The sequence below is a fragment of the Nocardioides marmorisolisilvae genome, from assembly GCF_031656915.1.
Classification (GTDB): Bacteria; Actinomycetota; Actinomycetes; order Propionibacteriales; family Nocardioidaceae; genus Marmoricola; species Marmoricola terrisoli.
Genome location: NZ_CP134227.1, coordinates 1,341,955 through 1,367,652 on the forward strand (window position 1 = coordinate 1,341,955; position 25,698 = coordinate 1,367,652).

Genomic DNA, 25,698 nt, shown 5'->3' on the forward strand with positions numbered 1-25,698 from the left:
TCACGCCTCGGCGGGCGCTGCCTCCGGGCTCTCGTCCACCGACTCCTCGGCCACCGGCTCGCCGACGGAACCGTCGGGACGCAGGTGGGCCAGGTCGACGACGTTGCCCGACGCGTCGGTCACCCGGGCGCCCTCGACGATCAGCGCCAGCGCCTTGCCGCGCACGACCTCGGCCACCATCTCGGGGATGTGGTTGTGCTCGACCATGTGCTTGACGAACTCATCGGGGTTCTGACCCGACTGCTGGGCACGACGGAATAGGTGCTCGGACAGCTCCTGCTGGTCCACGCCGATCTCCTCGGCCTTGGCCACCGCATCCAGGATGAACTGCGCCGCGATGGAGTCGCGCACGCGCTTCTCCATCTCGCCGTCGAACTCGTCCTCGGTCTGCTCCTCGTTGTCGAGGTACTGCTGCAGGGTCATCCCGGCGTACATCAGCTGCTGCTGCAGCTCCTGCTTGCGGCTGGCCAGCTCGGCGTCGGCCATCGACTCGGGGATCGGCACCTCGACCCGGTCGAGCAGCTTCTCCAGGACCGCGTCGCGCGCGGCGGCGGCCTGCTCCAGACGCTTGCCACGCTCGAGGCGGGTGCGGATGTCCTCCCGCAGCTCGGTCACGGTGTCGAACTCCGACGCCTCCTGGGCGAACTCGTCATCGAGCTCCGGGAGCTCCTGCTGCTTGACCGCGGAGATCTTGACGTTCACCTCGACGTCCTCGCCGGCGAGGTCGCCGCCGAGGAGCTGGGAGGTGAAGGTGGCGTCCTGGCCGGCACCGAGGCCACGGATCGCGTCGTCCACGCCCTCGAGCATGTCTCCGGAGCCGACCTTGTAGGAGTAGCCGCTGACCTCGCCGCCCTCGACGGGCTCGCCGTCCTTGGTGGCCTTCAGGTCGATGGTGACGAAGTCGCCGTCCTCGGCGGTCCGCTCCACGTCGGTGAGGGTGCCGAAACGCTCGCGGAGCGCCTCGAGCTGCTCCTCGACGTCCTCGTCGGTGACCGTCAGGTCGTCGACCTCGGCCTCGATCCCGTCGTACGACGGCAGCGAGATCTCGGGCTTGACGTCGACCTCTGCGGTGAAGGCGAAGGTCTCGTTGTCCTCGAGCCTGGTCACGTCGATCTCGGGCTGGGCCAGTGGCTCGAGGTCGTTCTCCTGCAGCGCCTGCACGTAGAGCTTCGGCAGCGCGTCGTTGATCGCCTCGTCGAGGACCGGGCCGCGGCCGATCTGGCGGTCGATCACGGCCGGCGGGACCTTGCCCTTGCGGAAGCCGGGGACGTTGATCTGCTTCGCGATCGACTGGTAGGCCGCGTCGAGGCTCGGCTTGAGCTCCTCGAAGGGCACCTCGACGGTGATCTTGGCCCGGGTCGGGCTCAGCGTCTCGACGGCGCTCTTCACAGGGCTCTCCTCCAGGTTTGCATGTGGTTACCTTTTATCGTTGCAGCGGTGCCCCGAGGGGTGCCTCGCTGTACTTACTGTTCAGTCGGGGCGACAGGACTCGAACCTGCGATCTCCTGCTCCCAAAGCAGGCGCGCTAGCCACTACGCTACGCCCCGCCAGGTGCCTTGCCTGCCGCCGTCTCGGGCGGCAATGGGGCCCTGAGAGCGGATGACGGGAATCGAACCCGCGTAGCCAGTTTGGAAGACTGGGGCTCTACCATTGAGCTACATCCGCGCGCACCTGAAAGTGCGGGTCACATGGTGCCACACGGCCGCCTGCGACCACGAATCGTCACCGCCGGTGCAGGAGCACCAGGGCACAGTCGTCGTTGCCCGCCTCGAGCTGACTCACCAACCGACGCGCACCGCCCTCGAACCCGTCACGCACCAGTCGCTGCGCCTGGCCCGCGAGCCGGTCGATGCCGCTGCTGATGTCACGCCGGGAGGTCTCGACGAGGCCGTCGGTGTAGAGCAGCAGGGCGTCACCGTGCTCCAGCCGGCCGCGCACCACCTCGAACTCGGCAGCCTCGATGATCCCCAGCACCGGCCCGTCGGACTCGAGCACCCGCCAGGTTCCCGACCCCGACTGCAGCCACAGGCCCGGCGGGTGCCCGGCCTTGCGCAGCTCGAAGTCACCCGTGCGGGTGTCGATGTGCAGGTGGATCGCAGTGGCGAAGCCTTCGTCCCAGTCCTGATGGAGGAGGTAGGTGTTGGCGGCGGGGAGGAACTCCGACGGTGGCAGCGCGGAGAGCAGCCCGCCGAATGCGCCCGACAGCAGCAGCGCCCTGGTCCCCGCCTCGACGCCCTTGCCGGAGACGTCGACCACGGCGAGTGCCAGGCATTCGTCGGCCATGCCGGGGTTGGCCACCAGGAAGTCTCCGGCGAAGGCGGTGCCTCCGGCCGAGCGGGTGTCGGACTCGACGTACCACTCGTCGGGCAGACCCGGCAGCACGCCCTGTTTGGAGATCCGGTCGCGGAGGTCAACGAACATCGACTCGCTGCGCCGACCGGAGACCCCCAGCCGCAACCGCCGGAACGAGCTCACCAGGATCACCAGCCCGATGCCGAAGGTGACCACGATGCGGAGGATGCCGGCGGTGTCGATGCTCCCGCCGGCCGCAAGGAGCACACAGACGCCGAGCAGGCAGAACACGACGAACCAGGGCAGCTTGCGCGGTCCGAGCCACAGGCTGCCGAAGAACATCGGCGCGACCATGGCGCCATACGGCACCACCTCGGTCCACTGGAGGCCCACGACGACGATCGCGACGGCGAGCAGTACCAGCACACCCAGGGCGAGCCGGTCGGAGTAGGTCACCTCGCGGCGCAGCTGCAGCCACCAGCCGCGCGCCCGGCGCGCGGTGGTCGGCTGGCTGATCGCGGTCACGGGACAACCCCCTGTGGCGGACGGTGGCCGGTGGTGCGGTGGCCGGTTCTCTCGAAGTGCAGCCTCACCCTACGGCCCGCGAGCGGAATCGCGGCTGACACCGGGGGCACCAGAAGGAGTTTCGCCCGGCGAGCTCCGCGGTCCGCACCGTCGCACCGCACACATGACAGGGCTGTCCGGCGCGCCGGTAGACGTAGACCTCGCCGCCGTGGTCGTCCACGCGTGGCTCGCGCCCCATCGCCTCCGGAGTGTGCTCGGCCCGGACCGTGTCGATGCGTCCGGTGCGCACGCCTTCCGCGAGCAGGTCCACGAGGTCGGACCAGATCGCGTCGAACTGTCGGCGGCGCAGGGTGCGGCCCGGTCGCAGCGGATCGATCCGGTGCCGGAAGAGCACCTCGGCGCGATAGACGTTGCCGACCCCCGCCAGGACGGCCTGGTCCATCAGGAGCTCGCCGATCGACCGTGGACTCCGGGAGATGCGCTGCCAGGCGCGTTCCGGATCCGCGTCCGGACGCAGCGGATCGGGCCCCAGCTTGTCGAGGATCTCGGCGCGGCGCGACGGCCCCACGAGCTCGCACTGGGTAGCGCCGCGCAGGTCGGCGTACGCCGTCTCGTTCTGCAGCCGCAGCCGCACCTGGCCCACCGGAGCGCCCGCCGCACCCTGGTTCACGTCGAACTTGCCGATCAGGCCGAGGTGCACATGGACGTGCCTGTCCCCCTCGAACCCGACGAAGAGGTGCTTGCCGGCGGACTCGGCACCGAGCAGCACCGAGCCGTCGAGCGCCGCGGCGTCGGCGGCGAACCTCCCCTGGGGACTGCTCACCCGGGCCCGGCGGCCACCGAACGCGGCGTCGATGTCCCGGGCAAGCCGGAAGAGGGTGTGCCCCTCAGGCATCGGAGCCGTGGGACTGCGCCGACTCCGGCAAGGGCGGGAGCTCGCCGGTCTGCTGGAAGTGGGCGAGCTGCGCCAGTCGCCGCACGTGGCGCTCCTCACCACTGAACGGCGTCTTCAAGAAGATGCCGATGAAGCGGGTCATCTCCTCGACGGTGTGCATCCGGCCACCCACCGAGATCACGTTGGCATCGTTGTGCTCGCGGGCCAACGTCGCGGTCTCGTCGCTCCACACCAGGGCTGCGCGGATCCCCTTGACGTAGTTCGCCGCGATCTGCTCGCCGTTGCCCGAGCCGCCGATCACCACTCCGAGGCTGCCCGGGTCACCGGCGACGCCCTCCGCGGCGCGCAGGCAGAAGACCGGGTAGTCGTCCTGGGGGTCGTAGACGAACGGCCCGTGGTCGACGACCGCGTGCCCCTCGTCGCGGAGCCAGCCGAGCAGGTGCTCCTTCAGCTCGAGGCCGGCATGGTCGGAACCGATGTGCACGCGCATGGGAGGCAGGTTACTGACGCGGCACCGTCGCGGTGCCTCCGGGCAGGAGATGTGATTGGAAGAAGCCGGCGATCTGCCGGGTCAACGGCTCGGCGGCGTCGAACGCCTCGGGATGCCGCCAGAAGCCGTGCAGCATGCCCAGGTAGCGGGTCGCCACGCAGGAGACCCCGGCCTCGGCGATCCGCGAGGCCAGCAGCTCCCCCTCGTCGCGCAGCGGATCGTGCTCAGCGGTGGCCACGAGCGTGGGAGGGAGCACCGCCAGGCGGGTGGACTCGATCGGTGAGAAGTCCGGATCGTCATAGTCGTCGGGCGACGATGCGTACTGTTCCCAGTACCAGGCGGCCTCACCACGGTCGAACAGGCCGACGGCCTCGTCGTACGACGCACCGCGCATCCGTGCGTCGACGAAGGGATAGGTCAGTGCCAGCGCACCGAGCCGGCCCGGATGGCGCAGCGCAGCCACCAGCGCCAGGTTGCCGCCGGCGCTGTCGCCGTGCACGCCAAGCCTGCTCGTGTCCAGCCCGTGCGCCGCCCCCGTGCGACCGAGCCAGCCCATCACGACGTCGACGTCGTCCGGGGCCGCCGGGAACGGGTGCTCCGGGGGCCGCCGGTAGTCGACCGACACGGCAGCGAGTCCCGACCGGTTCACCAGCCGGCGGACGGCGGCGTCGTGGACCTCGATGTCGTTGAAGACGAACCCGCCGCCGTGCAGATGCACGATGACAGGGAGCAGGAGGTGGTCGGTGCGCGGTCGATAGAGCCGCACCGGCACCCCGTCTGCGTCGGCGTCGAGCACCTCTCCGACGTCCTCGCGCGGCCCGGCGACGGCCGCCGCGCGTCCTGTGCGCCGCTCGACGTCGATGTCGACCGAGGGATCGCTGACCGGAGGCGCGCCATCCTCCTCGGCGAGCGCTGCCTTGGCCTGGGGATGCAACATGCCGCGAAGTATCGGGGCCGACCGGCCGGCGTGGCAATCGGGTTGCAGGGGCCCGGGTCGGCGGGTTGGCTGGGGCGATGAGCTCCCCGATCCGGGTCGGCATCGCCGACGACGCCCAGCGCTACCTCGCCACCGACCGGCTGGTCTGGTTCGAGGAGCACCTCGCCGCACCGGCCGAAGACCTCCTGGCGAGCATGCCGGTCGACCAGCGGTTCGCGGCACTGACTGAGGCGGCCGACGGGGCCGACGGGGCCGACCCGGCGACCTACCCGGGCATCTATGGCGTCCGACCGATGACCCTGAGCGTGCCCGGGCGCGGACTGCCCCGGGCCCTCGAGGTCGCCGGCCTGACCTGGGTGGGCGTGCATCCCGACCATCGCCGCCGAGGCGTGCTGACCGCGATGCTGCGCGACCACTTCGAGCGCTGTCGTGCGCAAGGGTGGAGCGTGTCGGCGCTGCACGCGAGCGAGCCGGCGATCTACGGCCGGCACGGCTACGGGCTGGCGTCGCACGAGCTCACCGTCACGCTCGGACGCGGTACCGATGTCGCGGCCCCGCACCTCGACGCCACGGCGGCACGGATCGGGACCCGCTGGGGAACCCTCGCAGACGCTGGCGTGGCCGATCGGCTGCAGGCGAGCGAGCAGCGTGCCGCCGCGGGCGTGCTCGGCGCGATCGTCGGCGACCTGTCGTTCTACGCCATCATCGCCCGCGAGTTCCCTGAGCTCCAACGCGGGCGGGAGCCGAGGCGGGTGATGTTCGCGGTGCAGGACGGGGTCGACGTCGGGCATGCGATCTTCCACCGCACCCAGCGCTGGGAGCACGGGCGTCCCGGCGGCAAGGTGCTGGTACGCCGGCTGGCGGGCACCCCGGCAGCGAGGCTGGCCCTGGTGCGCCGGCTGGTCGACCTCGACCTGACCACCAGCGTTCAGGTCGACGGGGTGGGCCTCGATGACGAGCTGCTGCACTGGGTCCGTGGGCCGCGGGGCGCCTCGGAGGTGGAGATCTTCGACAGCCTCTGGGTGCGCCTGGTCGACGTGCCTCGGGCGCTGGCCGCCCGGAGCTACGCGGCGCCGTGCGACGTCGTCGTCGAGGTCGATGACGAGGCAGCGCCGTGGAACACGGGCTGCTGGCGGGTCGCGGTCGACGACCGAGGGACCGCGGAGGTCACCCGTTGCGACCGGAGTGCCGAGCTCCGGCTTCCGGTGCGGGCACTCGGTGCGGCGTACCTCGGCGGCGGCAACCTCGCGACCATGCAGCGCGCCGGGTTGGTCGAGGAGCTGCGCAATGGCGCGGCCGTCGAGCTGTGGCGGACGATGCGTACCGACTCGGCACCGGCCGCGGCGATCGGCTTCTGAGGATCAGCCGGACAGCCGCGCGAGCTCCTCGTCGACGACGGCCGGGTCGAGCTTGGTGAAGACCGGCGCGGGCTTGGTCACCGCGGTCCCGGGCCGGAGCGGGTGGCGCTCCCAGCGGCGGATCCCGGTGTAGTCGCCGGTCAGGACGGGGTAGCCGGGCCCGCCGTCGAGGTCGTCGACCTCGACCAGCTCCGGCATCGGCTGCACGTCGCCGACGCCGCCGAGAACCTTGTCGACCTCGTTGGCCGAGAACGGCAGGAACGGGGACAGGATGGTGTTGAGGTCACTGACGCACTGCGCGGTCACGTGCAGGACGGTCCCCAGCCGCTCACGCTGGTCGTCACCCTTGAGCTTCCACGGTTCGTGGTCCGAGACGTACTTGTTCACCTCGGCGACGGCCCGCATCGCCTCCCCGATCGCCTGCTTCTGCCGGTGCCGGGCGATCAGGTCCCCCACGGTCGTGAACGCCGCCTCAACCTGGTCGAGCACGGCGCGGTCGGCGTCGGTGAGCTCGCCCACGGGCGGGATCTCGCCGAAGCTCTTCGCGATCATGTTCCCGGTGCGGTTGACCAGGTTGCCCCAACCGGCGACCAGCTCGTCGTTGGTGCGGCGGACGAACTCTGCCCAGGTGAAGTCCGCATCCTGGTTCTCGGGCCCGGCCGCGGCGACGAAGTAGCGGAAGGCATCGGGCTGGTAGCGGCTCAGCAGGTCGCGAACGTAGATCACCACCCGCTTGGAGGAGGAGAACTTCTTCCCCTCCATGGTGAGGAACTCGCTGCTGACCACCTCGGTCGGCAGGTTGAGCTCGCCGTACTTGCCGGGCTCGCCACCGCGGTCGCCGCGCCCCGAGTAGGCGAGCAGCTCGGCGGGCCAGATCTGGCTGTGGAAGGTGATGTTGTCCTTGCCCATGAAGTAGTAGGACAGCGCGTCGGGCCGGTTCCACCACTCCCGCCAGCGGTCGTCACTGGTTCCCTCGGTCCGGGCGAGGCGTCGGGCCCACTCGATGCTCGCGGACAGGTAGCCGATCACCGCGTCGAACCAGACGTAGAACCGCTTCGCGGGGTTGTCCACCCAGCCTTCCAGCGGTACCCGGACTCCCCAGTCGATGTCGCGGGTCATCGCGCGGGGCCGGATGTCATCGAGGATGTTCTGGCTGAACCGGATCACGTTCGGCCGCCAGAGCCCGGTGGCCTCACGCTCGTCGAGCCAGCGCTTCAGCTCCCCGGCCAATGCCGGCAGGTCGAGGAAGAAGTGCTGGGTCTCGACGAACTCGGGCACCTCACCGTTGATCCGGGAGTGCGGGTTGCCCAAGTCCTTCGGGTCGAGCTGGTTGCCGCAGTTGTCGCACTGGTCGCCACGGGCGCCGTCGTACCCGCAGATCGGGCAGATCCCCTCGATGTAGCGGTCGGGCAGAGTGCGGCCGGTCGACGGGCTGATCGCGCCGAACGTGGTCTGCTCGATGAAGTAGCCGTTGCGGTGGACGCCCCAGAACATCTCCTGCACGACCAACGCGTGGTTGCGGGTCGTGGTGCGGGTGTAGAGGTCGTAGGAGACCCCGAGCGCGGCCAGGTCCTCCGCGATGAGCCGGTGGTTCTGGTCGGCCAGCTCCTGCGGGCTGAGGCCCGCCTCGTCGGCGGCGATCAGGATCGGGGTGCCGTGCTCGTCGGTGCCGCTGACCATGAGCACGTCGTGGCCGGACATCCGCATGTAGCGGCTGAAGACGTCGGAGGGCACACCGAAACCGGCCACATGGCCGATGTGGCGCGGCCCGTTGGCGTAGGGCCACGCGACTGCGGAGAGGATGTTGGTCACGGCACGATCCTATTGATCGGGCGCGACCCGGTTTCGCCGGTCAGACGACGCGCCCGGCGAAGGCCGCCAGCAGCTCGTAGCGTCCCGCCCCGGGCGGGGCCTGCTGCTCGGGCGCGAACGCCGGCCCGCGTCGCTCCGCACTGAGGTTGGCACGCATGAACGCCAGCCCCCGCTCGGCCACCTCGGGATCCAGCCGCGCGGTGTCGAGATCGAGTGCTCGAGCGAGGTCCCAGCTGTGCACCGCGAACTCCGCGGTCTGCCAGTCCGGGTCGATCGCGGCGTCGGTGGCCTGGTGCCACGCGTGGACCAGGTCGTCGGCGCGCTCCCTGAAGACCTCGGCCCAGTCCTCGCGGACCTCCGGCGTCGCCGCGGACCAGTCCGGCTGCCCCCCGCGCATCATCTCCAAGAACCCCACCTCGTCGGTGAGGAGGTGATCCACGAGCGCGGACACCTTCCAGCCGTGGCAGGGTGTCGGCAGGTCCCGATGCTCGGGGTGCACGCGCTGCACCAGATCGCCTGCTTGGTCCAGGGCCCGGGACAGCACCCGGACCGCGTCAGCCACCGCATTCATCCGACCACCCTAGGTCGCCGTGGGCGGCCCCGTGAACCCGCGCCCTGAGCCCGCGCTGGGCCCGACACGCCTGGCGTCCAAGCCGAGGCGGGTCAGCTGAAGTCGAGCTCGCCGGTGCGGCTGCGCTTGATCTCGTAGAAGTAGGGGAACGACGAGAGCGCCACCGAGGCGTCCCAGAGCCGACCGGCGTCCTCGCCACGGGGGATCTTCGAGATCACCGGGCCGAAGAACGCGGACCCGTTGATGTGGATGGTCGGCGTACCGACCTCGTCACCGACCGCATCCATGCCCTCGTGGTGCGAGGCCGCCACGGCCGCGTCGTAGGAGGGGTCGTCCATCGCGTTCGACAGCCCGACCGGGAGACCGACCTCCTTCAGCGCGTCCTCGACGACCTCTCGGGTGAGGTCGAGTCCCTCGTTGTGTCGGCGGGTGCCCAGTGCGGTGTAGAGCGCGCCCAGCACCTCCGCGCCGTGCTGCTGCTCGGCGGCGATGCAGACCCGCACGGGCTGCCACGCCGTGGAGAGGAACTCGCGGTAGTCGTCGGAGATCTCACGGCCCTGGTTGAGGTAGGCGAGGCTCATCACGTGCCAGCGCACCTCGATGTCGCGCACCTTCTCCACCTCGAGCATCCATCGCGAGGTGATCCACGCGAACGGGCACATCGGGTCGAACCAGAAGTCGGCGACGTCCTTGGTTGCGGTCATACAACAGCCAACGGCTTCCGTCGCGCCGTCATTCCCCGACCGGGGTGCCCTGCTGGAAGAGCTGGCGCCACTGCGTTGGGTCGCGGAGCCACAGCGAGCTGCGCAGTCGGGTGCCGGTCTCACTGTGTGCCCGCCAGAGCAGTAGCAGGGCGTCCGGCCCGGCCGGGGTCAGCGAGACGACCTCGAGCTCGGTCGGGGGCAGCGGCTCCAGCCCGGAGAGAGCCTCCTCCCTGGTCCGGATCCGACCCGAGGCGCCGATCTCCTGCCAGCGTGGGTGGAGCAGGGCGGCCAACGCGGCCGGGTCGTCGCGGACCTCGGCGGTGAGCAACGAACGCTCGAGGGCGATCACCTGGTCGCCGTCGGTCATCGGCGCCACCGTCGAGGCCTGCTGCTCGGCCTCGTCGAGGGTCGAGAACAGGTCCGGCTCGGGACCAGGGGCGGGCTCGCGGCCCGGCTCCGCGAGAGAGTCGTGCCGATCGACCACGGGGGCGCCGGGGAAGCCGGGGCCCGGCTCCGGCGGCAGGCCGTCACGGAACCTGACCGCGGCCGCGTTGGCGAGCCGGTCGGCGGCCTCGTTCAGCGCGTGCCCGGCGTGCCCCTTCACCCAGACGAACTCGACCCTGCGACCCGCCATCGCCTCGTCGAGCGCCTTGATGATCTCGACATTGAGGACCGGTTTGTTGTCCCTCTTGCGCCACCCACGTTGCTTCCACCCCGCCATCCACTTCGTGACCACGTTGATGGCGTAGGTGCTGTCGCAGTAGACGAGCAGGTCGTCGTCGGCGTGCGCGGTCTGGCGCAGCAGGTCCAGTACGGCGGTCAGCTCGCCCATGTTGTTCGTCCCGTGGGCCCAGCCCCCCGACGCCCAGCAGTCGTCGTCGACGTACCAGGCCCATCCCGCAGGCCCGGGGTTGCCGAGCGCGGACCCGTCGGCGGCAGCAATGATCGTCACGGAGCCGATCCTTCCAGCCAGCCTCCACCCGGTTCGATCGGGTGTGACCCGGGTGACATGATGCCCGGCATGCCAGGAATGAACCTCACCCGGGACGAGGCGCACACCCGCGCCCAGCTGCTGAGCGTCGACTCCTACACCGTGGAGCTGGACCTCACCACCTCGGAGACGACCTTCGAATCGACCACCACGATCGCGTTCGGCTGCCGGCAGCCGGGCGCCTCCACGTTCGCCGACCTCGTCGAGGGCGAGATCCACGCGATCACCCTCAACGGCACGGCGCTCGACCCGACGAGCGTGTACGCCGACCACCGGATCACGCTCGACGGCCTCGCCGAGACCAACGAGCTGGTGGTCCGTGCCTCGATGCCCTACAGCCACTCGGGCGAGGGTCTGCACCGCTTCGTCGACCCGGTCGACGACCGCGTCTACACCTACAGCCAGTTCGAGGTCCCCGACGCGCGCCGGGTGTTCACCACCTTCGAGCAGCCCGACCTCAAGAGCGTCTTCACCTTCCACGTGACCGCGCCCGCCCACTGGCTGGTCGTCTCCAACGCCTCGACCCCCGAGCCCGAGGCGGCCGACGACGGCAGGGCCGTGTGGCACTTCCCCACCACCAAGAGGATGTCGACGTACATCACCGCGATCGTCGCCGGCGAGTACCACGCCGAGTTCGACAGCTACCGCGGCAGGTTCAACGAGATCCCGCTGGGTCACTACTGCCGACAGTCGCTGGTGCCCTATCTCCAGCGTGACCTCGAGGACGTCGTCACGCTCACCAAGCAGAGCTTCGCGTTCTTCGAGGAGAAGTTCGACTCGCCGTACCCCTTCGAGAAGTACGACCAGCTCTACGTCCCGGAGTACAACATGGGCGCGATGGAGAACGCCGGCTGCGTGACCCTGCGCGACGAGTACCTCCCCCGCAGCCGGCAGCCGCGCTCGTTCTACGAGTTCCGCTGCTCGGTGATCTCCCACGAGATGGCACACATGTGGTTCGGCGACCTCGTCACCATGCGTTGGTGGGACGACCTGTGGCTCAACGAGTCCTTCGCCGAGTGGGCCTGCTACTGGTGCGAGGCCGAGGCCACGGAGTTCACCGACGCGTGGACCGGCTTCGCGAACGCACGCAAGCAGACCGGCTACCGCCAGGACCAGATGCCGAGCACGCACCCGATCGCGGCCGACAACTACGACCTGGAGGCCGTCGAGGTCAACTTCGACATGATCACCTACGCCAAGGGCGCGTCGGTGCTCAAGCAGCTGGTCGCTTGGGTCGGCCTGGAGCCGTTCCTCGCCGGCCTGCGGCAGTACTTCAAGGACCACGCCTACGACAACGCCGAGTTCGGCGACCTGCTCGGCGCACTCGAGAAGGCCTCCGGCCGTGAGCTTCAGGGCTGGGCGCAGGAGTGGTTACAGACCGCCGGGGTGAACACCCTCGCGGCGGAGTTCGAGCTGGACGCCGACGGCGCGTTCTCCACGCTCACCGTGGTGCAGAGCGCAGCCGTCGACTGGCCGACGCTGCGCCGGCACCGCCTTGGCATCGGCCTCTACGACGCGGTGCCCGACGCGCAGGGCGGCGACAGGCTGGTGCGGCGGGAGTATGTCGAGGTGGACGTCGAGGGCGAGCGCACCGCGATCCCGGAGCTGGTCGGCATGAAGCAGCCCGACCTGCTGCTGCTCAACGACACCGATCTCACCTACGCCAAGATCCGCCTGGACGAGCGGTCGCTGGCCACCGTGGTGTCGAACCTGTCCGGGCTCGACGACTCGCTGGCCCGGGCCCTGTGCTGGAGCGCCGCCTGGGACATGACGAGGGACGCCGAGATGTCCGCGACCGACTTCATCGAGCTGGCGTTGGCCAACATCGGCACGGAGACCGACTCGTGGGGGGTCAGCCGGATCCCGACGTACGCGGCCCAGGCTGTGCACAGTCTCTCCGCGCCCGACCACCGCGCGGCGCTGGTACAGCGCTGGCAGGACGGCCTCCGGGACCTGGTCGAGAAGGCCGAGCCGGGCAGCGACCACCAGCTCACCTTCATCCGCTCGTACGCCGCGGCCGCCCGCGACGACCGCGCACTGGACGCCCTGGCGGCGCTGCTGGACGGCTCACTCACCTTCGAGGGGCTCGACGTCGACCAGGACCTGCGGTGGGTGCTGTTGACCGGACTGGCCCGGGCCGGTCGGGTCGGTGACGCCGAGATCGACGCCGAGCTCGAGCGTGACGGCACCATCACCGGCAAGGAGCACGCCGCTGCTGCACGTGCCGCCCGGCCCGATCACGACGCGAAGGCCGCTGCCTGGCAGATCGCGATGGACCCGTCCACACCGAACGAGACCGCGCGCAGCATCGCGTTGGCGTTCATGCAGCACGGCCAGGACGAGGTGCTGGCGCCGTACGTCGGGAAGTACCTCGACGCCGCAGAGTCGGCGTGGAAGGTGCTCGGGCCGCACAAGGCGTCGGTCGCGCTCGAGTTCATGTTCCCGCGGGTGCTCGCATCCGCGGATCTGGTCGACCGGGTCGACGGCTGGCTGGAGACGACCGCGGCGAACCCCGGGGCGAAGCGCTACGCGCTCGAGGGGCGCGCGGACGTGGCGCGCTATCTCGCCGCGCAGCAGCGCGACAGCCAGGCCTGAGCCGCCCAGCCGGCTCCGTCGTCAGTCGGTGTGCAGCGTCTCGGGCGCCCGGGCGGCGTCGGAGAGCTGGGCAAGGCCCCGTTCGATGGCGCCGACCAGGTCGCCGACCGAGAGCGCCGACTGCATCGCCACCACGGCGAGCTTCACGTGGTCGTCATCGAGGTCGCGTCGTACGACGGAGCCGGTGACGACCTCCAGCACTCGGCGCTGTGGGTCGATCATGATCAGCACGCTGCGCTGGGGGGTACCGAGGCTGGTGTGCAGGCGCTCGGCGTACGCGCGCGGCTCACCCTCGCAGCTCCCGACATACACCGAGAACTCGAAGCGCGACGCGGTCTCGGCCGCGCGGATCGCCCGGTCGATGTCGTAACGCTGGCTGGCCGAGAAACCCTCAGAACGTGGCACCGGCGCCACCCTGTCCCTGATCTTCCTTCGCCGGGAGGGCGGCGTCCGTTCCCTTGCGGGGGCCGCCGAACCACTCCGGCATGCCGTGCCAGGCCTCGCCGGGCCGGTAGGAGTCGCCCTTCACCAGGGACGGCAGCATCACCAGCAGGGTGATGACCAGCGCGAGCCCGGCCGGGATCAGCAGCAGCACCACCAGGAAGTCCAGACCGGAGACGTGCGGCTCGCTGCCCCACGCCGCCGGGGGCTCGGCAAAGGCTGGTGCTGCCACGAAGGGGAGGGCGACGGTCACGGCCAGTGCCGCGGAGCGTGCGAAAGTGCGCGACGGGTGAGTGATCACACAAGCAGGATAGCCACTCCCGGCTTGGTCGCAGTCATGCGTTCTCGTAGCCTCCGTCACATGCATGTCGTCCAGTCCCTGCTCGACATCCCGCGCACCTGCCAGAACCCCGACAGCGTCACGTGCGCGGCCGTCTACCGATGGACCCACGATGCGACCCTGGCGCACGCGGCCAGCTGGGTCCTGGGACGGCCGGCCTCGATCGTGCTCATCATCCTGGTCGCCTTCGCGATCCGCTGGGTGGTGCACCGGATCATCGACCGGACCGTCGACCGTGCCGAGAAGGGGATGCTGCCCGGGCGGCTCTCGGGTGCGCAGGGGGGCGGAAGGCGCGGCAGCCAGCGGCGAGCCCAGCGGGCGAAGAGCCTCGGCTCGCTGCTGCACAGCATCTCGACAGGTCTCATCTACGGCATCGCGACCGTGATGATCCTCGCCCAGTTGGGCGTGAACATCGCTCCGATCATCGCCAGTGCCGGAGTGGTCGGCATCGCCATCGGCTTCGGTGCGCAGACGCTGGTCAAGGACTTCCTGTCCGGGATCGCGATGATGGTCGAGGACCAGTACGGCGTCGGCGACGTGGTCAACCTGGGCACGGTGTCGGGCACCGTGGAGGCGATCGGCCTCCGGGTGACCCGGCTGCGGGATGTGGCGGGGACGGTGTGGTACGTCCGCAACGGCGAGATCCTCAGCGTCGGCAACATGAGCCAGAACTGGGCACGCGCAGTGCTGGACGTGCGGGTCGGATACGACGAGGACGTCGCCTCCGCCGAGCGGGTGCTCGGCGAGGTCGCGCACACGATGTGGGACGACGACGAGTACCGCGGCGTGGTCATCGAGGAGCCCGAGGTATGGGGGGTGGAGGACATGACCAGCGAAGGAGTCGTGATCCGCGTCGTCCTCAAGACCGCACCGATGCAGCAGTGGGCGGTCGCACGCGAGATGCGGAAGCGGATCCTGAACCGGTTCCGTCATGAGGACATGTCCCTGCCGATGTCGATGCTGATCCGCAACGACGCCCCCGGTGAGGACCTGACAGAGGAGACCGAGCAGGCGTGACGACCTTCTACGACGAGATCGGCGGGTACGAGACGATCCGCCGCATCGTGGCCCGGTTCTACGAAGGGGTCGCGACCGACGACCTGCTCCGCGAGATGTATCCCGAGGAGGACCTGGGGCCGGCCGAGGAGCGCTTCCGGATGTTTCTGGTCCAGTACTGGGGCGGCCCGACGACCTACTCGGAGCAGCGCGGCCATCCCCGGCTGCGGATGCGCCATGCACCGTACGCCGTCACACCGACGGCCAAGCAGCACTGGCTCCGGCACTTCCGCGCTGCGCTGGACGACGTGGGGCTCAGTCCCGAGCAGGACGCCCAGTTCTGGGACTACATCCTGCATGCCGCTCAGTTCATGGTGAACAGCCCGGACGAGGGCGGCGTCGTACTTCCCTGAGGGTCCGTCAGCAGGCTGACGCTGCGTGCGCCGCCGCCAGCTCCGCCGCCAGCCGGGCCCGCTGGTCGGTGGCCATGGGTGCCGAGCGCTGCTCCGAGCGGTCGAAGGTCACCATCCGCACCCTGCTGCTGGCCAGCACCTCGTCGCCGTCGCAGAGCTCGCTGCCGATCGTGAAAGAGCGGTCGCCGAGGTGGGAGACCCAGGACCGCGCCTCGTAGGGCTCCATCCGGAAGAGCATCGGCCGGTGGTAGGCCACGTCGGCGCGGGCGATCACGTGGTCGTTCCAGTGCTCGCCGCGGGTGTGCAGGTCCATCAGGTACTGGATCCGGGCCTCCTGGAAGAACTCGAAGTACATGACGTTGTTGACGTGGCGGTAGACGTCGACGTCGGAGAAGCGCACCTTCAACGGGTACACGTGGCGCGGCGCGCCCGTCCCTGGCAGCGGCTTCCTGGGCTCGGCCGGATCCAGGAACCTGGCCAGCACCTCCCGCTCCCGCGTGGTGAGTCGCCGCGGGTGCTCGCCGGCGAAGACGTACGGCACCAGGACGCTGCTCGCCCGCACGTACACGCGGCGGCCTCCTCCGGCCTCGGGAGCGGGGTCGTAGACCTCGTAGGCCAGGGTGAACTGTGCGGCGCGGACCTCGGTCACCCACACGTCCACCGTCACCGGCGCCCGGTGGAAGACCAGCGGCGACACGAACTCCACCTCGTGCCTGGCCACCACGACGCCCTCGGCGAGGTCGGCGACGCCGGTGAAGCCGGCGTGTGTGGCGAACATGTCGACGCGGGCCTCCTGGAGGTAGTCCAGATAGGTCACGTTGTTCACGTGGCCCAACAGGTCCATGTCGGCCCATCGCATCGGGCACTTGTAGGCGTGGCGCACAGGCCGAGGCTAGCGAGTGCCCGAGCCGCACTAGGCTGAGCGGGTATTCCCCACGAAGATCGGAGAACCTCCATGCCCGAGGCAGTGATCGTTTCTGCGGCCCGCTCCCCCATCGGCCGAGCGAACAAGGGCTCGCTGAAGGAGTTCCGCCCCGACGACCTCACCGCGCTCATCATCAAGGCCGCGCTGGACAAGATCCCTGCGCTCGATCCGAACGACGTCGACGACCTGATGCTGGGCTGCGGGCTGCCCGGAGGCGAGTCCGGCAACAACATGGGTCGTGTCGTCGCCACGCTGCTCGGCTACGACAGCATCCCGGGCACCACCATCACGCGGTACTGCTCATCGTCGGTGCAGACCTCGCGGATGGCCTTCCACGCCATCAAGGCCGGCGAGGGCGACGTCTACATCTCGGCTGGTGTCGAGACCGTGTCACGGTTCCAGTTCGGCACCTCCGACCACATCCCGAACACCCGCAACCCGAAGTTCGAGGACGCCCAGGCACGGACCGAGGAGTACGCCCAGGGCGGCAAGGACTGGCACGACCCGCGCGACGACGGCAACCTGCCCGACATCTACATCGCGATGGGGCAGACCGCGGAGAACGTCGCCCGGCTCCGCGGGCTGGACCGCAAGGAGCTCGACGAGTTCGGCGTGCGCAGCCAGAACCTGGCCGAGAAGGCCATCAACGACGGCTTCTGGGCAAACGAGATCACTCCGGTGACCACGCCGGACGGCAACCTGGTCACTGCGGACGACGGTCCGCGGGCCGGTGTCACCTACGAGGCGATCTCCCAGCTCCAGCCGGTGTTCCGGCCGGACGGCGTCGTGACCGCCGGCAACTGCTGCCCGCTCAACGACGGCGCCGCGGCGGTCGTGATCATGTCGGACACCCGCGCCAAGGAGCTGGGCCTGACCCCACTCGCGCGCATCGTGTCCACCGGCGTCACCGGTCTGTCCCCGGAGATCATGGGCCTGGGCCCGGTCGGGGCGACGCAGCAGGCGCTCAAGCACGCGAACATGTCGATCGACGACATCGACCTCGTGGAGATCAACGAGGCGTTCGCAGCTCAGGTGGTGCCGTCGTACCAGGACCTGGGCATCGACCTCGACCGGCTCAACGTCAATGGCGGCGCCATCGCCGTCGGCCACCCCTTCGGTATGACCGGCGCCCGGCTGCAGAACACCATGCTCAACTCGCTGAAGTGGCACGACAAGTCCGTCGGCCTGATCACCATGTGTGTCGGTGGCGGCCAGGGCATGGCGATCATCCTGGAGCGGATGTCCTGACGCGGCGAGGCGGCGCAGATGTGCAGAGTTCCTGCACGTCTGCGCCGCCTCGGCCGTGGGTCAGGCCTGCTCGAGCACGGCCTCCACGGCGAGGCTGATGGTGACCTTGTCGCCGATCAGGACCTTCGAGCCGTCCAGCGGGATGTTGAAGTCCACACCCCAGTCCTTGCGGTTGATGACCGCGGTCGCCTCGAAGCCGATGCGGGTCCCGCCCCAGGGGTCCTTGTCCACGCCGAGGAACTCGACATCGAGCTCGACCGGCTTGGTGATGCCCTTGATGGTCAGGTCGCCACGGGCGGTCTCGCCGTCGAACGACGTGGCCGTGAAGGTCATCGGGCCGCTGTTCTCGACGTCGAAGAAGTCGGCCGAGCGGAGGTGCCCGTCACGCTGCTCGTCACGGGTGTTGATCGAGTTCAGGTCGATCGTCGCGGTCGCGCGGGTCTCCTCGATGCCGGCCCCGGTGGTCAGGGTGCCCTCGAACTTCTCGAACTGGCCGCGGACCTTGCTCATCAGGTGACGCACCGTGAAGCCGACCTCGGAGTGGCTCGGGTCGATGGTCCAGGTGCCGGCCACCAGGTCGGTGCCCACTGCGGTGTCGGTGCTCATGTGAATGCTCCTCATATAGTTGAAAGTTCAACGTCTTGCTAGAGACTAGCAGTTGGTGATAGATGCTTCAACTACCTCGTCCGGCCGGATATTCCGTAGCCAGGTCGGGACACGCTGGTGGGGCACTTCTGGGGCACTTCTGGGGCACTTCTGGGCGGCCTTCCCCGTCAGCACGGCCTGCTCCCCCTAAACTCAGCGTCATGAGCGACCGTCTCGGACCCCGCTGGCTCGACCAGGACCAGCAGCGGTCATGGCGCGCCTACATCATGGGGACCACGTTGCTACTGGGCCAGCTGGACCGGGAGCTGCGCCAGGCACACGGGATCTCGCTGCCGGAGTACGAGCTGCTGGTTCGCCTCTCCGAGGCTGAGGGACGCTGCCTGCGCATGGCTCTGTTGGCGGACGCGATGTCGTTCTCGCGAAGCCGGATCACCCATACCGTCGCGCGCCTGGAGCAGATGGGCGTGGTCGAGCGCACCGCCACCGATGACGACCGGCGTGGCGTCACCGCCCGACTCACCGCGCGCGGGTGGGACCTGCTCGAGAAGGCCGCACCGGTCCACGTCACCGGCGTTCGCGAGCATCTCGTCGACATCGCGAGCGACGAGGACTTTGCCGCGGTCGGTCGCGCCTTCAATGCGGTGTGCGATCACCTGATCGCAGACCACGCCCCGGCAGCCGATATCCGCCAGGGCTGACCGGCCGTTCGTTTCGCTCAGTCGCGGGTGAGCCGCCGGTGCGTGACCCGGTGCGGTCGGGCCGCGTCTGCTCCCAGCCGCTCCACCTTGTTCGCCTCGTAGGAGGCGAAGTTGCCCTCGAACCAGAACCAGCGACCCGGCTCGTCGTCGGTGCCCTCCCAGGCGAGGATGTGAGTGGCGGTCCGGTCGAGGAACCACCGGTCGTGGGAGGTGATGACCGCACAGCCGGGGAACTCCAGCAGTGCGTCCTCCAAGGAGCCCAGAGTCTCGACGTCGAGGTCGTTGGTGGGCTCGTCGAGCAGCAGCAGATTGCCGCCCATCTTGAGCGTCAGGGCGAGGTTGAGACGGTTGCGCTCACCGCCGGACAGGACCCCAGCCTTCTTCTGCTGGTCCGGACCCTTGAAGCCGAAGGAGGCGACGTAAGCGCGCGACGGCATCTCGAAGTTGGCGACCTTGATGTGGTCGAGCCCGTCGGAGACCACCTCCCAGACATTCTTGTTCGGGTCGATCCCGCCTCGGCTCTGGTCTACGTAGGAGATCTTGACCGTCTGGCCGACCGCCAGGTCGCCGGAGTCGGGCTGCTCCTCGCCCACAATCATCCGGAAGAGGGTGGTCTTGCCGACGCCATTGGGTCCGATCACACCCACGATGCCGGCGCGCGGCAGGCTGAACGAGAGCCCGTCGATCAGCACGCGGTCGCCGAAGCCCTTGCCGAGGTCCTTGGCCTCGAGCACCACGTCGCCGAGGCGCGGGCCCGCGGGAATGTTGATCTCGGCAGTGTCGATCTTGCGCATCCGCTCGGCCTCCGCGGCCATCTCCTCGTAGCGCGCCAGGCGTGACTTGCTCTTGGCCTGGCGTGCTTTGGGGTTCGAGCGCACCCACTCCAGCTCGCGCTCGAGCATCTTCGCCTTCTTGGCGTCCTTGGCGCCCTCGACCTTCAGACGGTCCTTCTTGGTCTCGAGGTACGTCGAGTAGTTGCCCTCGTAGGGATGGGCCTGCCCGCGGTCGAGCTCGAGGATCCAGCTCGCGACGTTGTCCAGGAAGTAGCGGTCGTGGGTGACGGCCAGGACGGCTCCGGGGTACGACGCGAGGTGGCCCTCCAGCCATTGCACCGACTCCGCGTCGAGGTGGTTCGTGGGCTCGTCGAGCAGCAGCAGGTCTGGCTGCTGGAGCAGGAGCTTGCACAGCGCGACCCTGCGCCGCTCGCCACCCGACAGGTTGTCGACGATCGCCTCGGGAGGCGGGCAGCGCAGCGCGTCCATGGCCTGGTCGAGCCGACTGTCCAGGTCCCACGCGTTGGCGTGATCCAGGTCGGTCTGAAGGTCGCCCATCTCGGCGAGGAGCTTGTCGTAGTCGGCGTCGGGATCGGCCAACGCTTCGGAGATCTCGTTGAACCGGTCGATCTTGGCCTTGATCTCGCCGACCGCCTCCTCGACGTTCTCCAGCACCGTCTTCCCCTCGGTGAGCGGCGGCTCCTGCTGGAGCATCCCGACGGTCGCGTCGGGATCGATGATCGCGTCACCGTTGTTCGCGTGCTCGAGGCCGGCCATGATCCGCAGCAGGGTCGACTTGCCCGTGCCGTTGGGGCCGACGACGCCGATCTTGGCACCGTGCAGGAACGAGAGCGTGACGTTGTCGAGGACCACCTTGTCGCCGTGGGCCTTGCGGACGTTGCGGAGCGTGAAGACGTATTCAGCCATGGTCCGCAAAGCCTACGGTCAGGGGCGGCGCCGCCCGAAATCGGGCGACGGCCCGCCCCGCCCTCAGGCGGCCGACGCGGCGGGCGAGGCCTCCTCGCCCTCCATCTCGACGACGGGCCCGGCCTCCGAGCGGGGATTGCGGACGAAGGTGGTCGTCCCGCGGCCGAGATCGTGGCCGACGAACGTCGCCTCGACCTCCATCGAGGTGACCGTGATGCCCGCGCGGTTGGTCCAGCTCTCGGCGGTCAATCTCCCGTGCACCACCACCGGGTCGCCGCGATGCAGCGAGACCGTGCAGTTCTCCGCGAGCTGGCGCCACGCGGTCACGGAGTACCACTGCGTGTCGCCGTCAACCCACTCCCCCGACTTCTTGTCGAAGCGACGCGGCGTCGTGGCCACCCGGAAGCTGGCCACCGGGGTGCCGCTGGCGTCACGGCTGGTGACCTCGGTGCCGAGCCAGCCGGCGAGCGTGATCTGCGTGTCGTTCATGTGTCTCTCCCTTGTCTGACGTGGTCCGTTCGGACACATCGACAAGACTGCGAGCCAGGTCGGACGTGGGCCACCCGCCACAGGGACCGGCTGTGGACCGTGGTCCCGGAAGGGGTGCTGTGGACAGGAAACGGTCAGCCGAGCGCGCGGTCGAGTCCCTCGCGGGTCCGGCGGTAGGCGTCCAGCTCCGCCTCGATCGGCGCCGCGACCAGCTCCTCGGTGACCTCGGCGACGGCGGTGCGCAGCCGACGCTCGGCCTTGCGCGCCCGGGCGCGCGCGCCCAGGCCGACCAGGACCCGACCCAGCAGCGCGAGCAGGACGCCGAGCACGACCCCTCCGACCAGCAACAGGGTCGGGAGCGGGAGTCCGGCGTACCTCGGCGTGTCCGGCTGGGGCACCTTCAGGTAGCCCATCACCGCGAGCGCGAGCAGCCACCCGCCACCACACAATGCCGCCAGCAGCAGCACCCACTGCGCGAGCCTCACCACCCGGCACCACGCCGGCAGCCCGCCAACGCCGAGCTCGGTGCTGGTCACCGCCCGGTCGAGCCGGTCATTGAGGTCGCCACTGCGGGACACCGAGGCGCGCCGCACCGCCTGGGACCACGGCACGGACAGCGGCCTGGACACCGAGTCGGCCAGGTCACGCAGCGCCGAGTCGACCCTGGCCCGCTGGATGCTGTCCGCGGAGGGCAACGACGACCGTGTCGCAGCGACCAGGTCACGCTGCGAGGCCGACAGGTCGAGGTGGAGGCGCTTGAGTGGGTCCGGACGAAGCCTCGAGAGCCATGCGGTGACCGGCCAGCCGGTCGCTCGCCGCGACCGCATCACCGAGGCGCCGCGCACCGCGTCGACGACGACGGGTACGCCGGCAGCGTCCGCGACCGCGTCCACCAGCGACGCCTTCTCGGGCCTGCCGAGCGCCGGCACCTTCCCCGAGCCGGTGACGGTGGACAGTTCCTCCGCCGCCCGGCGTACGTCGGTGTCGATCCGCTTGCGTACGGCGGCCTTGCCGGCCACCCGCTTGGCGATCTCCCGACGCAGGTCGTCGATGCCCTCGCCGGTGCGCGCCGAGATCGCCAGCAGCGGGACCTGGCCCAGTCCGTCGGCGGCGAGGAGCCGCCGAACGTCGGACATGATCGTCTGCCGTCGTCCCGGCGCGACCTCGTCGATGTGGTTGAGCACCACCATCATCACGTCACGGTGGGCCGCCATCGGCCGAAGGAAGCGGTCGTGGATCGCGGCGTCGGCGTACTTCTGCGGGTCCAGCACCCACACCATCAGGTCGGTCAGCTCGATCAGCCGGTCGACCTCGAGGTGGTGGGCGGTCTCCGTCGAGTCGTGGTCGGGCAGGTCCAACAGCACCAGGCCATCGAGGTCGGCGACCTCCCGGCCGGTGTCGAGCATCGAGTCGCGCATCACCTGATGGCGCAGCGGGATGCCCAACCACTCGAGCAGATCTGACGGATTGTCGCGACCCCACACGCAGGCCGTCGTCCAGGAGGTGGTGGGGCGGCGGACCCCCACGGCAGCGACGTCGAGGCCGCTCAGCGCGTTGAACGTCGAGGACTTGCCCGATCCGGTGGCACCGGCGAGGGCGACGACGGTGTGCCGCGCCGACATCCGCAGACGCTGACCGGCGCGAAGGGCGACGGTGCGTGCAGGTGCCAGGATCTCCTCGTCGATGCGGCCCTCAGACGCCTCCACCGCATCGTGCAGGCCGTTGACGCGTGCGTCGAGATCGTTGCGCCGCCCGAGCCTGTCACGGGCAGCGTCCAGGAGTGCGGTCACAGCCCGTCCTCCTGGCGGTAGCGCAGATCGTCGACCTGTCGGGCGAGGTTGCGCAACCTCTCCGAGGGGTCGTCACCGAGGCCGAGGTCGTCCAGCAACGCGGTATAGCGACCGCGCTCCTCGGCGAGCAGTGCCTCGACCCGCCGACGAAGGTCCTTGCGGGCACGCTCGGCGAGGCGGCGGACGGCCTGGTCGCCGAAGACCGCCTCCAGCACCTTCTGACCGAGTACGGCGCTGCCGCCCGCGATCCCGACCTCCGCACCGGTCACGCCACCGGTGGAGGCGAACACCACCACCATCAACGCGACGGCGAGCCCGTTGACGCCGTACGCGAGGAAGCGGGCAGTGGCGCGCTTGTCTGCGCCCTCGGTGCGGATCAGGTCGAGCAGGTCGGCCTGCCAGTCACGCACCAGCCGCTCGGTCATCGGGCGGGCGCCCCGCGACGCCCGGGACAGGTCTGCCGAGGTGGTCTCGAGCAGCGCGCGTCCGGTCGCCGACGACCGCCAGCTCTTGTCCGTCCGCTCGGCGGCGGACTCGGCGTGCTCGAGGACCAATGTCTGCAGCCCGGACTCGACCGCGACGCTGACCCGGGTGGCTGCCTGCGGCTGGCCCTTCACGGCCCGCACGAGGCGGTCGCGAGCCCAGCTCACCTTGGACTCGAGCGTCTTGAGCAGCTCGCCCGTGCCGACGAAGTCGCTCCAGCGGGAGAGCACCTCGCCGCGCAGCAGGGTGCCGTCGGCACAGGCACGGTCCACGTCTTCTCCGGCCTGCTCGTAGCAGCGCACGACGTCGTTGCGCAGCTGCTGTGCGGCCTGTTGCTGCTCGGCGCTGGCGTCGGCGATCGTGTAGACCCGCCGGGCGATCGTCCTGATCGCGCCGCCGAGGGTCTGACGGACCACCCCCGACCGGGCATCGGTGTCGGCGGCGAGCGCTTCCAGCCACTCCTGGATCCGCTCCACTGACGCGATGGGCAGCAGCCCGCTCTCGTCCAACTCGGTCTCGGGCACTTGGAACAGCGGCGAGTCACGCAGCCCGCGGGCGCTCAGCATCCGGCTCAGATGGCTGGCCACCTCGGGCACGGCGGCCGGAGCGGTCCGGTCGAGCACGATCGCTACCGCGGCCGACCGTTCGGCTGCCTTGTGCAGGAACTCCCACGGGACCTGGTCGGCGTAGCGCGCAGCGGAGGTGACGAACAGCCACATGTCGGCAGCGGCGAGCAACTGGGCGGCAAGCTCGCGGTTCTGCTGCTCCACGGAGTCGATGTCTGGTGCGTCCAGGATCGCGAGGCCCTCCGGCACCCGGTCGGAGGCGACGAGCTGGAGTGCGCCGGGGTCGGCGGATGCCCGGCTGGTCCGCTGGAAGTCCGGGAGGATGCGGGACTGGTCGAACCAGTCCGCGTCGGTCGGGTGGTGCACCAGCACCGGCGAACGGGTGGTCGGGCGGAGCACGCCGGCCTCGGTGACGACCTCGCCGACGATGGAGTTCACCAGCGTGGACTTCCCGGCTCCGGTCGATCCCCCGACGACCGTGAGCAGCGGCGCGTCTATCTGGACGAGCCGGGGCAGGACGTAGTCCTCGAGCTGGGACACGATCTCGCTGCGCAGGGTGCGGACCTGCTCGACCTCGGGGAGCTCGAGGGGCAGCCGGGTGCCTTGGAGCGCCTCGTGCAGCCTGACCAGGGTGGTCAGCATCTGCGTCGCCGGATCAGACCCGCTCACCGTGCTTCTCCGCTCCTGTGCGAGGGAACCGGGCGGGCTCCGCTGACGCCGTTCGCAACCGGCCACAGCAGTCTGGGCCGCAGTGCTCGCAGGGCCTCGACGTGCTGCTGGCCGAGCGCCTCGAAGCCGGCAGGCGCGGTCCCGCGCAGGTACCTGTGGTGCAGGTAGGCCAGCTCGATCGCCTCACGCTGATACGCCGCCATCGTCCGTCGGGCCGGCGTACCGCCCGCGCGCTGGGCATACCGGCGGCAGGCACGCCTCGCGGGCAGCCGGACGAGCCACGGGATCTCGGACGGATCGAGGAAGCCCCGCTTGGCGCAGTCGGCCAGCGCGGAGGTCAGCATCCGGCCCTCCCGCGCGCGGGCCCAGACTGCGAAACCGGCGAACAGCAGGAAGGCGGGCACCATCAAGAAGAGGTAGGCGGAGACCGCGCCGCGGCCGTGGTCGACCATCAGCGCCCCGTTCCACAGACCGTGCGCACAGACCGCCAGCAGGTAGCCCACGACCGGGGCGCCGAAGCGCACCATGCGTCGACGTGACGAGACGGCGATCCCGACACCGACCCCGGTGAAGGCGGTGAACAGCGGGTGCGCGAACGGCGAGAAGAGACACCGGATCACAAACAGTCCGACGGCGCCCTCCAACCCACCGGTCGCTCCGTTGTCGCCCATGTACGCCGACGTCAGGTAGAGGATGTTCTCGACGAACGCGAAGCCGATGCCCACCATTCCGGCGTACACGATGCCGTCGAGGATGCCGTCGAGCTCCTGGCGTCGGTAGAAGAGCAGCAGCACGATGAAGAGACCCTTGGCGGCCTCCTCGGTGAGTGGTGCGACCACGACGGCCGTGATGGCCTGGCCGTCGCCGAACGCGAAGGTGTCGACCGCCTGCAGGACCAGCGCGATCGTGGTCGCCACGAACGCGCCCCATCCCAGCCCGAGCACCAGCAGCGAGCGCGGCTCGGGCTCGTAGCGGTCCAGCCACAGGTAGCAGGCGATCAACGGGGCGACGGGCACCGCGGCCAGCACGGTGCCGGTCACCAGCGCCAGTGGAGCGCCCGAGAGCAGCAGCACCACGCCGATCGCCAACGCACCGACGAGCATCACCGTGCTGACGAGCACGGTGAAGACGGTGGTGTTGTGGCGGGCCGGCATGGCCGTAGCG

Annotated in this window: 24 protein-coding genes and 2 tRNA genes; 6 read left to right on the plus strand and 20 right to left on the minus strand. The window is 69.8% G+C overall.

Annotated elements, in window-relative coordinates:
- The 7 genes from tig to Q9R13_RS06425 all read right to left on the minus strand — a co-directional run bounded on the left by tig (nucleotide 1) and on the right by Q9R13_RS06425 (nucleotide 5,139).
- Nucleotides 1–1,389, minus strand: a complete 1,389-nt coding sequence (tig, locus tag Q9R13_RS06395; RefSeq protein WP_310964232.1) for a trigger factor — start codon at nucleotides 1,387–1,389, stop codon at nucleotides 1–3.
- 85 nt (nucleotides 1,390–1,474) lie between these two features.
- Nucleotides 1,475–1,547: transfer RNA gene (locus Q9R13_RS06400), tRNA-Pro, on the minus strand.
- 47 nt (nucleotides 1,548–1,594) lie between these two features.
- A tRNA-Gly gene (locus Q9R13_RS06405) sits at nucleotides 1,595–1,665 on the minus strand.
- 57 nt (nucleotides 1,666–1,722) lie between these two features.
- Nucleotides 1,723–2,817 carry a PP2C family protein-serine/threonine phosphatase gene (locus tag Q9R13_RS06410; RefSeq protein WP_310964233.1) on the minus strand — a complete coding sequence of 365 codons (1,095 nt, stop codon included), beginning with the start codon at nucleotides 2,815–2,817 and terminating at the stop codon, nucleotides 1,723–1,725.
- Between the two features lie 64 nt (nucleotides 2,818–2,881).
- Nucleotides 2,882–3,712, minus strand: a complete 831-nt coding sequence (locus Q9R13_RS06415; RefSeq protein WP_310964235.1) for an Fpg/Nei family DNA glycosylase — start codon at nucleotides 3,710–3,712, stop codon at nucleotides 2,882–2,884.
- Nucleotides 3,705–4,202 (minus strand): ribose-5-phosphate isomerase, encoded by a 498-nt coding sequence (locus Q9R13_RS06420; protein ID WP_310964236.1) that lies wholly within the window; start codon nucleotides 4,200–4,202, stop codon nucleotides 3,705–3,707. Before Q9R13_RS06420 ends, Q9R13_RS06415 begins: the two co-directional genes overlap by 8 nt.
- Nucleotides 4,203–4,212: 10 nt before the next feature.
- On the minus strand, nucleotides 4,213–5,139 hold the full coding sequence (locus tag Q9R13_RS06425; protein WP_310964237.1) for an alpha/beta hydrolase: 927 nt from the start codon (nucleotides 5,137–5,139) through the stop codon (nucleotides 4,213–4,215).
- Between the two features lie 77 nt (nucleotides 5,140–5,216).
- Here Q9R13_RS06425 and Q9R13_RS06430 point away from each other — a divergent pair, with 77 nt between their 5' ends.
- Nucleotides 5,217–6,497: a GNAT family N-acetyltransferase gene (locus Q9R13_RS06430; protein ID WP_310964238.1), complete on the plus strand. Its 1,281-nt coding sequence runs from the start codon at nucleotides 5,217–5,219 to the stop codon at nucleotides 6,495–6,497.
- A 3-nt stretch (nucleotides 6,498–6,500) separates the two neighbouring features.
- On the opposite strand, the gene metG is transcribed toward Q9R13_RS06430, so the two are convergent.
- From metG to Q9R13_RS06450, 4 genes are all read right to left on the minus strand, one after another.
- Complete coding sequence (metG, locus tag Q9R13_RS06435) at nucleotides 6,501–8,309, minus strand: methionine--tRNA ligase (protein WP_310964239.1); 1,809 nt, start codon at nucleotides 8,307–8,309, stop codon at nucleotides 6,501–6,503.
- A gap of 40 nt (nucleotides 8,310–8,349) precedes the next feature.
- The gene (locus Q9R13_RS06440) at nucleotides 8,350–8,880 is read right to left on the minus strand and encodes a DinB family protein (RefSeq protein ID WP_310964240.1); all 531 of its coding nucleotides are present in this window, start codon (nucleotides 8,878–8,880) and stop codon (nucleotides 8,350–8,352) included.
- A gap of 92 nt (nucleotides 8,881–8,972) precedes the next feature.
- Entirely contained in the window at nucleotides 8,973–9,584 is a 612-nt protein-coding gene (locus Q9R13_RS06445; RefSeq protein ID WP_310964241.1) for a mycothiol-dependent nitroreductase Rv2466c family protein, read from the minus strand.
- 28 nt (nucleotides 9,585–9,612) lie between these two features.
- Nucleotides 9,613–10,536, minus strand: coding sequence for a ribonuclease HI family protein (locus Q9R13_RS06450; protein WP_310964242.1), 924 nt, complete (start codon nucleotides 10,534–10,536; stop codon nucleotides 9,613–9,615).
- A 69-nt stretch (nucleotides 10,537–10,605) separates the two neighbouring features.
- Here Q9R13_RS06450 and pepN point away from each other — a divergent pair, with 69 nt between their 5' ends.
- Nucleotides 10,606–13,170 carry an aminopeptidase N gene (gene pepN / locus Q9R13_RS06455; RefSeq protein WP_310964243.1) on the plus strand — a complete coding sequence of 855 codons (2,565 nt, stop codon included), beginning with the start codon at nucleotides 10,606–10,608 and terminating at the stop codon, nucleotides 13,168–13,170.
- 21 nt (nucleotides 13,171–13,191) lie between these two features.
- Here pepN and Q9R13_RS06460 read toward each other — a convergent pair whose 3' ends face one another.
- Together Q9R13_RS06460 and Q9R13_RS06465 are read right to left on the minus strand one after the other, a co-directional pair.
- Complete coding sequence (locus tag Q9R13_RS06460; protein WP_310964244.1) at nucleotides 13,192–13,575, minus strand: DUF5130 family protein; 384 nt, start codon at nucleotides 13,573–13,575, stop codon at nucleotides 13,192–13,194.
- A complete protein-coding gene (locus Q9R13_RS06465) occupies nucleotides 13,562–13,912 on the minus strand; it encodes a hypothetical protein (protein WP_310964245.1) in 351 nt (116 codons plus the stop codon). Before Q9R13_RS06465 ends, Q9R13_RS06460 begins: the two co-directional genes overlap by 14 nt.
- A 60-nt stretch (nucleotides 13,913–13,972) precedes the next feature.
- On the opposite strand from Q9R13_RS06465, the gene Q9R13_RS06470 reads away from it, so the two are divergent.
- Nucleotides 13,973–14,968 carry a mechanosensitive ion channel family protein gene (locus tag Q9R13_RS06470; protein WP_310964246.1) on the plus strand — a complete coding sequence of 332 codons (996 nt, stop codon included), beginning with the start codon at nucleotides 13,973–13,975 and terminating at the stop codon, nucleotides 14,966–14,968.
- On the plus strand, nucleotides 14,965–15,360 hold the full coding sequence (locus Q9R13_RS06475) for a globin (protein WP_310964247.1): 396 nt from the start codon (nucleotides 14,965–14,967) through the stop codon (nucleotides 15,358–15,360). The genes Q9R13_RS06470 and Q9R13_RS06475 overlap by 4 nt, the downstream gene beginning before the upstream one ends.
- A gap of 7 nt (nucleotides 15,361–15,367) precedes the next feature.
- Here the strand turns inward: Q9R13_RS06475 and Q9R13_RS06480 are convergent, their stop codons facing one another.
- Complete coding sequence (locus Q9R13_RS06480; protein WP_310964248.1) at nucleotides 15,368–16,243, minus strand: acyl-CoA thioesterase; 876 nt, start codon at nucleotides 16,241–16,243, stop codon at nucleotides 15,368–15,370.
- A 72-nt stretch (nucleotides 16,244–16,315) separates the two neighbouring features.
- Here Q9R13_RS06480 and Q9R13_RS06485 point away from each other — a divergent pair, with 72 nt between their 5' ends.
- Complete coding sequence (locus Q9R13_RS06485; RefSeq protein ID WP_310964250.1) at nucleotides 16,316–17,533, plus strand: acetyl-CoA C-acetyltransferase; 1,218 nt, start codon at nucleotides 16,316–16,318, stop codon at nucleotides 17,531–17,533.
- A 60-nt stretch (nucleotides 17,534–17,593) separates the two neighbouring features.
- On the opposite strand, the gene Q9R13_RS06490 is transcribed toward Q9R13_RS06485, so the two are convergent.
- Entirely contained in the window at nucleotides 17,594–18,139 is a 546-nt protein-coding gene (locus Q9R13_RS06490; RefSeq protein ID WP_310964252.1) for a YceI family protein, read from the minus strand.
- 200 nt (nucleotides 18,140–18,339) lie between these two features.
- Here Q9R13_RS06490 and Q9R13_RS06495 point away from each other — a divergent pair, with 200 nt between their 5' ends.
- Nucleotides 18,340–18,837, plus strand: coding sequence for a MarR family winged helix-turn-helix transcriptional regulator (locus Q9R13_RS06495; RefSeq protein WP_310964253.1), 498 nt, complete (start codon nucleotides 18,340–18,342; stop codon nucleotides 18,835–18,837).
- 17 nt (nucleotides 18,838–18,854) lie between these two features.
- Here Q9R13_RS06495 and ettA read toward each other — a convergent pair whose 3' ends face one another.
- From ettA to Q9R13_RS06520, 5 genes are all read right to left on the minus strand, one after another.
- On the minus strand, nucleotides 18,855–20,537 hold the full coding sequence (gene ettA, locus Q9R13_RS06500) for an energy-dependent translational throttle protein EttA (RefSeq protein WP_310964254.1): 1,683 nt from the start codon (nucleotides 20,535–20,537) through the stop codon (nucleotides 18,855–18,857).
- A 63-nt stretch (nucleotides 20,538–20,600) separates the two neighbouring features.
- On the minus strand, nucleotides 20,601–21,026 hold the full coding sequence (locus Q9R13_RS06505; protein WP_310964255.1) for a single-stranded DNA-binding protein: 426 nt from the start codon (nucleotides 21,024–21,026) through the stop codon (nucleotides 20,601–20,603).
- Between the two features lie 134 nt (nucleotides 21,027–21,160).
- Complete coding sequence (locus Q9R13_RS06510; protein WP_310964257.1) at nucleotides 21,161–22,816, minus strand: GTPase; 1,656 nt, start codon at nucleotides 22,814–22,816, stop codon at nucleotides 21,161–21,163.
- A complete protein-coding gene (locus Q9R13_RS06515) occupies nucleotides 22,813–24,534 on the minus strand; it encodes a dynamin family protein (protein ID WP_310964258.1) in 1,722 nt (573 codons plus the stop codon). The genes Q9R13_RS06510 and Q9R13_RS06515 overlap by 4 nt, the downstream gene beginning before the upstream one ends.
- Nucleotides 24,531–25,688, minus strand: a complete 1,158-nt coding sequence (locus Q9R13_RS06520; protein WP_310964259.1) for a PrsW family intramembrane metalloprotease — start codon at nucleotides 25,686–25,688, stop codon at nucleotides 24,531–24,533. Before Q9R13_RS06520 ends, Q9R13_RS06515 begins: the two co-directional genes overlap by 4 nt.
- Nucleotides 25,689–25,698: the final 10 nt, after the last annotated feature.

Coding starts and splice junctions, on each gene's coding strand:
- Q9R13_RS06520 (WP_310964259.1), bottom strand. CDS start 25,688: ATGCCGGCCCGCCACAACACCACCGTCTTCACCGTGCTCGTCAGCACG.
- Q9R13_RS06415 (WP_310964235.1), bottom strand. CDS start 3,712: ATGCCTGAGGGGCACACCCTCTTCCGGCTTGCCCGGGACATCGACGCC.
- Q9R13_RS06485 (WP_310964250.1), top strand. CDS start 16,316: ATGCCCGAGGCAGTGATCGTTTCTGCGGCCCGCTCCCCCATCGGCCGA.
- Q9R13_RS06470 (WP_310964246.1), top strand. CDS start 13,973: ATGCATGTCGTCCAGTCCCTGCTCGACATCCCGCGCACCTGCCAGAAC.
- Q9R13_RS06490 (WP_310964252.1), bottom strand. CDS start 18,139: ATGAGCACCGACACCGCAGTGGGCACCGACCTGGTGGCCGGCACCTGG.
- Q9R13_RS06440 (WP_310964240.1), bottom strand. CDS start 8,880: ATGAATGCGGTGGCTGACGCGGTCCGGGTGCTGTCCCGGGCCCTGGAC.
- Q9R13_RS06420 (WP_310964236.1), bottom strand. CDS start 4,202: ATGCGCGTGCACATCGGTTCCGACCATGCCGGCCTCGAGCTGAAGGAG.
- pepN (WP_310964243.1), top strand. CDS start 10,606: ATGCCAGGAATGAACCTCACCCGGGACGAGGCGCACACCCGCGCCCAG.
- Q9R13_RS06430 (WP_310964238.1), top strand. CDS start 5,217: ATGAGCTCCCCGATCCGGGTCGGCATCGCCGACGACGCCCAGCGCTAC.
- Q9R13_RS06495 (WP_310964253.1), top strand. CDS start 18,340: ATGAGCGACCGTCTCGGACCCCGCTGGCTCGACCAGGACCAGCAGCGG.
- Q9R13_RS06505 (WP_310964255.1), bottom strand. CDS start 21,026: ATGAACGACACGCAGATCACGCTCGCCGGCTGGCTCGGCACCGAGGTC.
- Q9R13_RS06445 (WP_310964241.1), bottom strand. CDS start 9,584: ATGACCGCAACCAAGGACGTCGCCGACTTCTGGTTCGACCCGATGTGC.
- ettA (WP_310964254.1), bottom strand. CDS start 20,537: ATGGCTGAATACGTCTTCACGCTCCGCAACGTCCGCAAGGCCCACGGC.
- Q9R13_RS06425 (WP_310964237.1), bottom strand. CDS start 5,139: ATGTTGCATCCCCAGGCCAAGGCAGCGCTCGCCGAGGAGGATGGCGCG.